Source organism: Candidatus Darwinibacter acetoxidans (assembly GCF_041936445.1).
Taxonomy (GTDB): domain Bacteria; phylum Bacillota; class Limnochordia; order Darwinibacteriales; family Darwinibacteriaceae; genus DTU010.
The window spans coordinates 18345-27311 of the sequence record NZ_JBHGXH010000299.1; the positions used below are offsets into that span (position 1 = coordinate 18345).

The window sequence follows — 8967 nt, forward strand, 5'->3', positions numbered from 1 at the left end:
TTGGGAGCCCGTTCTAGCAGCGTCCCGCCCCGTGCGCTGTTAAGGCAGGCTTGCAGATAACACTGTTGGACAAAAAGGGGGGAAATCCCGACATGAAAACCTATGCAGCAAAGCCACAGGAAGTGGAAAGAAAATGGTATGTCGTTGATGCCGAAGGTCAAACCTTGGGCCGCTTGGCTTCACAGGTAGCTGCTATCCTCAAGGGTAAGCATAAGCCGATCTATACTCCCCACGTGGACACCGGCGATCACGTCATCGTGATCAACGCTGAGAAGATTAACCTAACCGGGAAGAAACTGCACAGCAAGAGGTATTACCGGCACAGCGGATATCCCGGTGGGCTGAAGTCCATCACCGCAGGCGATCTGTTGAACCGCTATCCCGAAAGAGTGATCAGGGCGGCGGTTTGGGGCATGATTCCCCACAACCGGTTGGGCCGTAAGATGATTAAGAAGCTCAAGGTCTATGCCGGTCCTGAGCATCCCCATCAAGCTCAGAAGCCTGAGAAACTGGAGTTGAAATACTAGAACGTGACCAAGAACCCCACACGAAGGGAGGCAGTCTGAATGAACGTGGCTCGCAAGGTAGAAAGCTACTACGGAACCGGCCGCAGGAAAGAGGCGGTAGCTCGAGTCAGACTATTTCCGGGCAACGGCAGGATTATCATAAATCAAAGGCCCATCGAAGAGTATTTTACCCGCGAGGTGCTGCGCACCATCGTACGTCAGCCGCTGGTGCTTACCAACACCGATGGCAAATATGACGTCATTGTCAACGTGCACGGCGGCGGAACCACTGGCCAGGCCGGTGCCATCAGGCACGGCATTGCCCGCGCGCTGCTCACCGTTGATGAGGATCTGAGGAAGCCCCTGAAGCAAGCCGGCTTCTTAACCAGAGACCCGCGGATGAAGGAAAGAAAGAAATACGGCTTGAAGAAAGCCCGGAGAGCACCACAGTTCTCCAAGCGCTAATCTCGCAGCGGTCCCCAGGCCTTGTTCCTGGGGTTTTTTCATGTTCAGGGGGCCGCCTCTGCTTCTTCCGGTTCTTCCGGCACAGGCAAGATGGGCTCTTCAGGTTCTGGTGCCGGTTCGGGCTCCGGCTCAGGTTCAGGCTCAGGTTCGAGCTCCGGTTCAGGCTCAGGTTCGGGCTCAGGTTCCGGCTCGGGTTCCGGTTCCGGCTCGGGCTCCGGCGCCGGTTCCGGTTCAGGCCGCGGTATCGGCTGCTGCGGCGGAGGACTCGGGGTGGGTGGTGGCGGCGGAATGGCACAGGGGGCCCAGCGGGTGGGCTTGGTGCCGACGATGAAGGCATCCACTTCCACCTGGGGGCAGCGTTCGTTGGCCAGAAGGCCGGTAAAGACATCGATCACAACACCCGTTTCGATGTTTTCCGGCACCGGGAATTCTTCGGCGGTCTCTGCGTTTTGGCTCTCCCCATCATCAGCTTCTCGTGGCTCCTGCAGCAGTTGCCGGGCCCCCTCCATAAACTGCAGCCACACCTCCCCTGCCAGCAGGCGGGGCCTTGCTTCCTCTTCGGCGGTTTCCGGCGTGTGCAGCAGCACCCCCACCAGCAGCTGGGGTGTATAACCCACCGCCCACTGGCTGCGGCCATCCTGGGCAATGCTGGCTGTGAGGGCCGCGGGGAAGTCCGCATCCAGCTGGCTGAGGCTGCCGTAGGCCAGGCCAGGGCTGAGCAGATCGGTGAGGAGGTAGGCCTGCTGCTCAGAGAGGATCTGCGCGGGGGTCTGGTCTTCCTGTTTCAGGACAGTTTTGTTGGTGCTGTCCCGCACTTCCTCATAGCCGCGCACCGGCTGGTACCGGCCGCTGTTTGCCGCAGGCAGGAAGGCTGCGGTGAGCTCAAGCAGGGAAAGCCCCTCCTTGAGCTCGCCCATGGCCAGGGCCAGGTCTTCCCGGTCTGGGTCCAGCTCAAGATCCACCGCCCGGGCCAGTTCGGCCACTTTTTCCAAGCCCAGTTCATTTAGTGTCCAGACCGCGGCATTGTGCAGGTCCATGGCCAGGGCGTGCTTCATGGTGATAGTGCCCCAGTAGCGGTCGCCGGCATTGTCCACCTGGAAGTCACCAAAGCGGCGCTGCACATCTTCCACCAGGTGGTTCACTGCCCAGTCTTCCTTCAAGCCCGCGGCGTAGATCAAGGGCCGCAGGGTGCTCCCCACCTGCTTCTGCCTGCTCACAGCCAGATTGGTGCTGTCCTCGGTATAGTCCCGGCCGCCCACCATGGCCAAGATGCGGCCATCGGGGCCCAGGGCCACCAGAGAACCATCTACTGCGGTTTCGCCGATGATGTCCTCCGCGAGGAGCTGCAGTTCACGGTGGAGGGTGGTGATAACCCGTAACCCTCCCTGGAATACCCGGTCTTCGCCCAGCTGCTTAGCGAGTTCGCGGCCCAGGTAAGCGGAGAAGTGGTGGGCGTAGCCCGGTTCCCTGCGCTCCAGTTCCAGGGGGGATTGGCTGGCCTGCTGCTCCGCTTCGGCATCGATGTGTCCCTGCTCCCGCATGGCCTGCAGGACCGAGGCGCGCAGCTCCTGAGCCCGGTCGGGGTTTTGGAAGGGTGAGGCGCTTTCGGGCTCTTGGATCAGGGCTGCCAGGAGGGCGCTTTCCGCCAGGTCCAGCTCCTGCACGGGTTTGTGGAAATAGGTTTGGGAAGCCGCTTCCATGCCCACCGCGCCTTCGCCGAAATAGGCTTGGTTCAAAAACATTTCCAGCCGCTCCCGCTCCGAGTAGCGGCGCTGGAGGACGGTGGGGAGTAGGGCCAGCTGCAGCCTGTTCCACAGGCCCTCGGGCTCGATCATCTGCCGGGCTAGATAGCCATTGATCTCCCGGGCATCGTGGGTAGACTGCACCGCCTGCCGCAGCTCCCGGGGCGCGGCATCCAGGGGTACATAGACCGGGCCCGTACCCAGCCGTTTGATCAGCCGCCCTTCTTGGTCGTACAGGGCTGCCCCCGGTAGGGGCCTTTGCTTTTCAAACTCGCTCACGGCCCGGTTGGCCCGGGCGTATAACCCCCCGCCAACCCCCAGGACGATGATTGCCACCAGTACGATAAGGATCAGAAGTAAATATCTTCTGCGCATGGACACAGCCTCCTTAAGAGCTAGTATTTGTCCTGGGGAGAACTTCCATGCACTGGGGTCGCGCAGTAGCCGAAGAGGCTCGAGAGCACGGCTTCCTGGGCAGGTATTTCGCCCGTTTTTGTCTAAGTACACCGTACCCCAATTCACTGGTTTTGGAGGGATCAGATCTATGGATATCAAGAAAATGTCCCTGCGAAGCATGGATGTTGCGAAGTTGAACCGGGAGAGGCTTAAGCAGTTGTTCCCTTCAGTGTTCGTGGAAACCGTAAACGAGCAAGGTGAATTGGTCGAAAGTGTGAATTTCGAGAGACTCAAAGCTGAGCTGGGAACATTCACAGAGCAGTTTGAGGACCGTCGGGAGAGATACGGCTTGGATTGGCCTGGGAAGAGAGATGCCCTCAAGGTAGTCCAAGAACCCTCCATCGCAACGCTTAAGCCTGACCGCCAAGAATCCGTGAGGTTCGACCAAACGAAGAACTTGTTTATTGAGGGCGACAACCTCGAAGTCCTAAGGCTTATGCAGAAGTCCTACTACGGAAAGATCAAGATGATCTACATCGATCCTCCGTACAATACAGGCAATGAGTTTATCTATCCGGACAACTACACCGAATCTCTAGAGACTTATCTGGCTTACGCAGGTTTGGTTGACGATCAGGGCCGCAAAGTTCTCCACCAACACACCGAGCGAAGGACGCTATCATACCAAGTGGTTGAACATGATGTATCCTAGGCTCTATCTCGCCAGAAATCTTCTGTCCGAAGATGGAGTCATTTTCATCTCCATTGATGATAATGAACTGAGCAATCTCTGCAAGCTTTGCGACGAGATCTTCGGGGAGGAGAACCGCGTAGCCATTTTCCCCTGGAGAAAGCGTACTGCGAAGAGTGATGTCCCCTTTGGGGTATCGCAAGATTTTGAGTGGATTGTGGTTTACGCCAAAGCAGGGTTTGAAGCTGGTTTCTTTATCAAGCGGAAGTACCACTACTCCGACGATTACGACGAAGGATGGCGCATAGCGGATCTCACGAAGCAGACTACAGCCCAGAAACGCCCAAACTCGTTTTTCACAATGGTCAATCCGAGGACAGGCGAGAAATACCCCGCCAATCCCAACCGGACGTGGTCTATTACTGCGGATACTTTCCAGGAGTACTATGGTAAGGGAAAGATAGTCTTCCCTGGTGACTACGATTTCCTCAACATCTCCAGGCCTGTTTTCCGGGTTTTCGAAAGCGAGGATAGGGCGAAGAATCTCGAGAGGTATGGAGTCGAAGAAGCCAAAAGGTCTGTTTCGACACTGTTGCCAGAAGATGTTGGTAGAACGGAAGACGGGACCAAGGAGGTCACCGATCTCTTTGGAAGTAAAGTATTCCCCTTTGCGAAGCCTTCCTCATTGATAAAGCACTTGATGAAAATGATTCCTGATGACGACTTTATTGTGCTAGATTTCTTTGCCGGATCGGCCACCACGGCGCAAGGGTGTTGGACCTGAATAAAGAGGATGGGTGCAACCGTCGGTTCATCATGGTACAGCTTCCCGAGCCATGCGAAGAAAACTCGGAAGCACTTAGAGCTGGTTTCAAGACCATTGCGGATTTGGCTAAGGAAAGGATCAGACTGGTTATCAGGAACATCCAGACGGAACAGAATGAAGCGAGGGCAGAGGCTGCCGAGGCGCTCCCGGAATTTAGCGAGGAAGTTCCCGAGCTAGACTTAGGCTTTAAGGTGCTGAAATTGGATAAGTCTAACTTCAGGATTTGGGATGGTTCCGATCCGGATATCTCTGAAGAGCTACTGATGCAGCAGTTGGACTTGCATGTGGACCACGTTGATCCGAACGCCACCGCAGAAGACATCCTATACGAACTGTTGCTTAAGGCTGGCTTTATGCTAACGGAACGGATAGAAGAAAAGCATATGGCTGGAAAGCTTGTCTATTCTGTCGCAGATGACGACCTGTTGATCTGCCTAGAGGATGAGATCACTGAGGAGCTCATCAAGGAGCTGGCTGCTGCCCAGCCCAAACAAGTGATCTGCCTGGATCGGGCTTTCGCTGGCAATGACCAGCTGAAGGCCAATGCAGTCTATACCTTCGCAGCCAAGGGTCAGGCGAAGGACGGAACAGGGCAGATAGTGTTCAAGACGGTATAGGGGGGATCGGGTTTGAAACTGAGATTTGATGCCACGCTCGATTATCAGCTAGAGGCCCTGGCAGCTATCACCGATCTCTTTGAAGGCATGGGGCCCGGTGGCGCGGGAAACGAGATCGGTTTCAGCTACGGAGCGCTCCAGTTAACAGAACTTGGTTTGGCCAATGACCTAGAGCTGGATCCCGATCTACTGCTGCGCAATCTCAGAGCCGTCCAAGAGCGAAACAACCCGCCCCAATCCGAACAACTTATTGCCTATAATGATCCCTATGGATTCTGCAACTTCTCCATCGAAATGGAGACCGGTACGGGTAAGACCTACGTCTATCTCCGCTCCATCTTCGAGCTCAATAAGCGCTATGGTCTGAAGAAGTTCATCATCGTCGTTCCGTCAATCGCCATTCGCGAAGGCGTCTTGTCCTCCATCAAACTGATGCGTGATCATCTGATGGGCTTGTACGATAATGTTCCGTTTGACTATTTTGTCTACGACTCCAAGGATTTGTCTAAGGTAAGACAATTTGCCATCAGCAACGAGATCCAGATTATGATCATCAACATCCAGGCGTTTCAGCGGGATGTGGGTGATGTGCAGGACTATGCGCAGCTCACCCCCGAGGAAGAGAAAAAACTGAACATCATCCATCGCGAGCAAGATCGCTTGTCGGGGCGGCGGCCCATCGAGTTTGTTCAAGCTGTGAGACCTGTGGTGATCATTGACGAACCCCAAAGCGTTGATACCACTCCCAAAGCCAAACGGGTAATCAATACCCTAAAGCCTCTGGTGGCATTCCGCTACTCAGCTACCCATGTGGAACCCTATCACATGATTTACAAGCTAGATCCAATTCAAGCCTACGATCTGGGATTGGTTAAACAGATTGAGGTTTCATCGGTTCAGGCTGAGCTTAACCACAATGAAACGTTCATCCGAATTGATGATATTGGCTATGCCAAAGGGGCCAAAACGCCCCACGCCAAGGCAACTATCCATGTGGACACCCCGAACGGACCGCGGGAGAAAAAGGTCACTCTTAAGCAGGGGGCTGATCTGAGCGATCTGACCAATCGCCCAGGCTACGAGGGATACATTGTGATCAACATCTGCGCTGAGCCAGGGTTGGAGCAGGTGGAATTCGCCAACGGTAGAGTACTCAGATTGGCCCAAGAAGAGGGCGGTATGGCTGATGAGATCATGAGGGTGCAGATTAGACAGACCATTGAGGAGCACCTGAAAAAGGAAAAACGCTTTAGGGATTTGGGGATCAAGGTGCTCTCTCTTTTCTTTGTGGACAAGGTGGCCAATTACAGGTGGTATGACGACGAGGGTAACCCGCACAAAGGAAAGATCGCACAATGGTTTGAAGAGATCTACGCAGAACTCGCCGCCCATCCCAATTACAAGGGGCTGCTGCCATATTCGGTTGAGGAACTCCACGGAGGGTACTTTTCGGTAGACAGGAAGAGGGGAAAGGTTGTTGGGCTCAAGGATACTTCAGGGCGTACAGCCGCCGATGAAGAGACTTACCAGCTGATCATGCAGGATAAGGAACGGCTTCTGTCGCCTTCGGAACCTTTGCGATTTGTCTTCAGCCATTCTGCACTCAAGGAGGGGTGGGATAATCCTAATGTCTTTCAGATCTGCTCCTTGCGGGAGATGGGTAGCGAAAGGGAGAGGCGTCAAACCATTGGCCGCGGCCTCAGGCTGGCAGTGGGGCACGATGGTGAGCGCATCTACGATCGGAGCATCAACAGACTGACCGTGATCGCCAGCGAGTCTTTCGAGCAGTATGCAGCTGGTCTACAGGTGGAGCTGGAAAAGGAAATAGGCGGCGGCTTCAAATTCGGACGCTTGCCAGATATTGCCTTTGCCAAGCTTCTCTTCCCGGAGACAGATCAGCCCATTGGTCAAGAGGCGTCCAAACGCATTTGGCAAGCCTTAGTTGACGATGGCTACCTTAATGAACACGGAGATCTGACCGACAACTTCACTCCCCATCAAAAGGGCTTCCAGCTGCGGCTGCCTCCCGAATTCCAATCCTTGGAGCCGAGTGTGCTTGAAGAGATGAAACGCTATACCTTCAGGGATCGGGTGATCGATGCCAGAGAACGCCGGAAGCTCAGGTTCAACAAGCGCATTGAGCTCAACGAAGACTTCAAAGCTCTGTGGGAGCGCATCAACAAGAAAACCCGCTATTCAGTGGAGTTCTCAACCGATGAGTTGATAGCCAAAGCGGCGGAAAAGATCAGGAACATGGATCCCATTCAGCCCCTCAGAATCCTCGTGGATAAACAGGATTTAGAAATAACGCTGGCAGGTGTGGAAAGAGGTCGAGTAAGCGATAGCCGGACCGTCTTCGTACGTGCCCACAAAAGGCTGCCGGACATCTTGGCCTTCCTGCAGAGGGAAACAGAACTAACGCGTGCAACGTTGGTTGAGATTCTGAAGCGATGCGGGAGGCTCAAGGAGTTCACCGTGAATCCCCAAGCTTTCATGACCGAAGTCGCCAAGTTGATCAAAGCTGCACTTCACGAGCTAGTTGTGGACGGTATCAAGTACGAGCAGATTGATGGCGAGGTCTATGAGATGCGGCTGTTTGAAGAATACGAGCTTGAGACTTATCTTTCCCGTCTCTACGAGGTGCAGCACAGCAGAAATGCTACCCCGTATGATTATGTTCCCTATGATTCGGAGGTCGAGCTCAAGATTGCTCAAGGACTGGATGAAAATGAGAAGGTGAGGTTCTTCTGTAAGCTTCCTTCATGGTTTGTAGTGCCCACACCCCTCGGGGATTACAATCCAGACTGGGCAGTGGTGACCGAGAATGACAGGAAGTTGTATTTAGTAAGAGAGACCAAGGATACCAAAGACCGCGGGAAGCGCCGTGAAGTCGAGAACCGGAAAATCGATTGCGGCCGCGCCCACTTTGCAGCTCTGGGTGTAAATTTCAAAGTAGCCACTAATATCCACGAAGTACTGGGCGAATAGGGGCACCGGACAGAGGTCAGCTTTGACAACCCCAGCTTCCCTGGGTATAATCAAACTAGAATTTTGAGCAACGCTGAAAGGACGGTAGCAATGGCGAGAATAGTGGAAGTCACGGATGCGAACTTTAAGAGCGAAGTTCTCGAGGCTGATCAGCCCGTTTTTGTAGATTTTTGGGCGGTGTGGTGCGGCCCCTGCCGCATGATTGCCCCTGTGTTTGAAGAGCTGAGCGAAGAGTATGCAGGCCGGATCAAGTTCGTGAAGGTCAATGTGGATGAGGTCACAGAGTCCGTGGCTGCATACGGGATCATGAGCATCCCTACGTTGATGCTCTTTAAGGGCGGGCAGCCCATTGAAACCCTGGTGGGCGTGCAGCCCAAGGAGAGGTTAGTTGAGGTGTTGGACAGCCACCTGTAAAAATGCGTCCCGAGGTAAAAGGCGGCAGCTGAAAAGCTGCCGTTTTTGCTGCAAGACTACCTCCCGTCGGGCGGAGGGAGTTGCCCGAGAATCCGAGGCATGGGTGCTTAAGGCTTGGATTGTACAGTAAACGCCCCGAATGGACACAACCCGAAAACCTAGATGCTTTGTTTATCTGTAAACGCTAACATAAAACTGATCCATTTTTGGGGAAAGCGCTGACGTAAAAGTGATCCACTCTGATCAAATTCCTGTACATTGAAGGTACCACCACTTCGTGTACAGGAGGTAAGGAGATGATCAAAGTGGATCAGTACCAGCT

At 54.4% G+C, this 8967-nt stretch carries 8 protein-coding genes; 7 read left to right on the forward strand and 1 reads right to left on the reverse strand.

Annotated elements, in window-relative coordinates; all coding sequences use genetic code 11:
* Positions 1–92 precede the first annotated feature (92 nt).
* Both rplM and rpsI read left to right on the forward strand, forming a co-directional pair.
* Positions 93–527 (forward strand): 50S ribosomal protein L13, encoded by a 435-nt coding sequence (gene rplM / locus ACE4YL_RS12285; RefSeq protein ID WP_461359588.1) that lies wholly within the window; start codon positions 93–95, stop codon positions 525–527.
* Positions 528–566: 39 nt separating this feature from the next.
* Complete coding sequence (gene rpsI, locus ACE4YL_RS12290) at positions 567–971, forward strand: 30S ribosomal protein S9 (RefSeq protein ID WP_461359589.1); 405 nt, start codon at positions 567–569, stop codon at positions 969–971.
* Between the two features lie 44 nt (positions 972–1015).
* On the opposite strand, the gene ACE4YL_RS12295 is transcribed toward rpsI, so the two are convergent.
* Entirely contained in the window at positions 1016–3088 is a 2073-nt protein-coding gene (locus tag ACE4YL_RS12295) for a transglycosylase domain-containing protein (RefSeq protein ID WP_461368600.1), read from the reverse strand.
* A gap of 169 nt (positions 3089–3257) precedes the next feature.
* Here ACE4YL_RS12295 and ACE4YL_RS12300 point away from each other — a divergent pair, with 169 nt between their 5' ends.
* From ACE4YL_RS12300 to trxA, 5 genes are all read left to right on the forward strand, one after another.
* Entirely contained in the window at positions 3258–3821 is a 564-nt protein-coding gene (locus ACE4YL_RS12300; protein WP_461366891.1) for a hypothetical protein, read from the forward strand.
* Positions 3808–4584 carry a site-specific DNA-methyltransferase gene (locus ACE4YL_RS12305; RefSeq protein WP_461369672.1) on the forward strand — a complete coding sequence of 259 codons (777 nt, stop codon included), beginning with the start codon at positions 3808–3810 and terminating at the stop codon, positions 4582–4584. The genes ACE4YL_RS12300 and ACE4YL_RS12305 overlap by 14 nt, the downstream gene beginning before the upstream one ends.
* Positions 4575–5243 (forward strand): hypothetical protein, encoded by a 669-nt coding sequence (locus tag ACE4YL_RS12310; protein ID WP_461369673.1) that lies wholly within the window; start codon positions 4575–4577, stop codon positions 5241–5243. The genes ACE4YL_RS12305 and ACE4YL_RS12310 overlap by 10 nt, the downstream gene beginning before the upstream one ends.
* A 12-nt stretch (positions 5244–5255) precedes the next feature.
* A complete protein-coding gene (locus tag ACE4YL_RS12315) occupies positions 5256–8231 on the forward strand; it encodes a restriction endonuclease (protein ID WP_461369674.1) in 2976 nt (991 codons plus the stop codon).
* Positions 8232–8321: 90 nt separating this feature from the next.
* A complete protein-coding gene (trxA, locus tag ACE4YL_RS12320; protein ID WP_461359899.1) occupies positions 8322–8645 on the forward strand; it encodes a thioredoxin in 324 nt (107 codons plus the stop codon).
* Positions 8646–8967 lie beyond the last annotated feature (322 nt).

Excerpts from the sequence above, each read along its gene's own strand:
- rplM (WP_461359588.1), top strand. The coding sequence starts at position 93 with ATGAAAACCTATGCAGCAAAGCCACAGGAAGTGGAAAGAAAATGGTAT.
- rpsI (WP_461359589.1), top strand. The coding sequence starts at position 567 with ATGAACGTGGCTCGCAAGGTAGAAAGCTACTACGGAACCGGCCGCAGG.
- ACE4YL_RS12295 (WP_461368600.1), bottom strand. The coding sequence starts at position 3,088 with ATGCGCAGAAGATATTTACTTCTGATCCTTATCGTACTGGTGGCAATC.
- ACE4YL_RS12300 (WP_461366891.1), top strand. The coding sequence starts at position 3,258 with ATGGATATCAAGAAAATGTCCCTGCGAAGCATGGATGTTGCGAAGTTG.
- ACE4YL_RS12305 (WP_461369672.1), top strand. The coding sequence starts at position 3,808 with ATGATGTATCCTAGGCTCTATCTCGCCAGAAATCTTCTGTCCGAAGAT.
- trxA (WP_461359899.1), top strand. The coding sequence starts at position 8,322 with ATGGCGAGAATAGTGGAAGTCACGGATGCGAACTTTAAGAGCGAAGTT.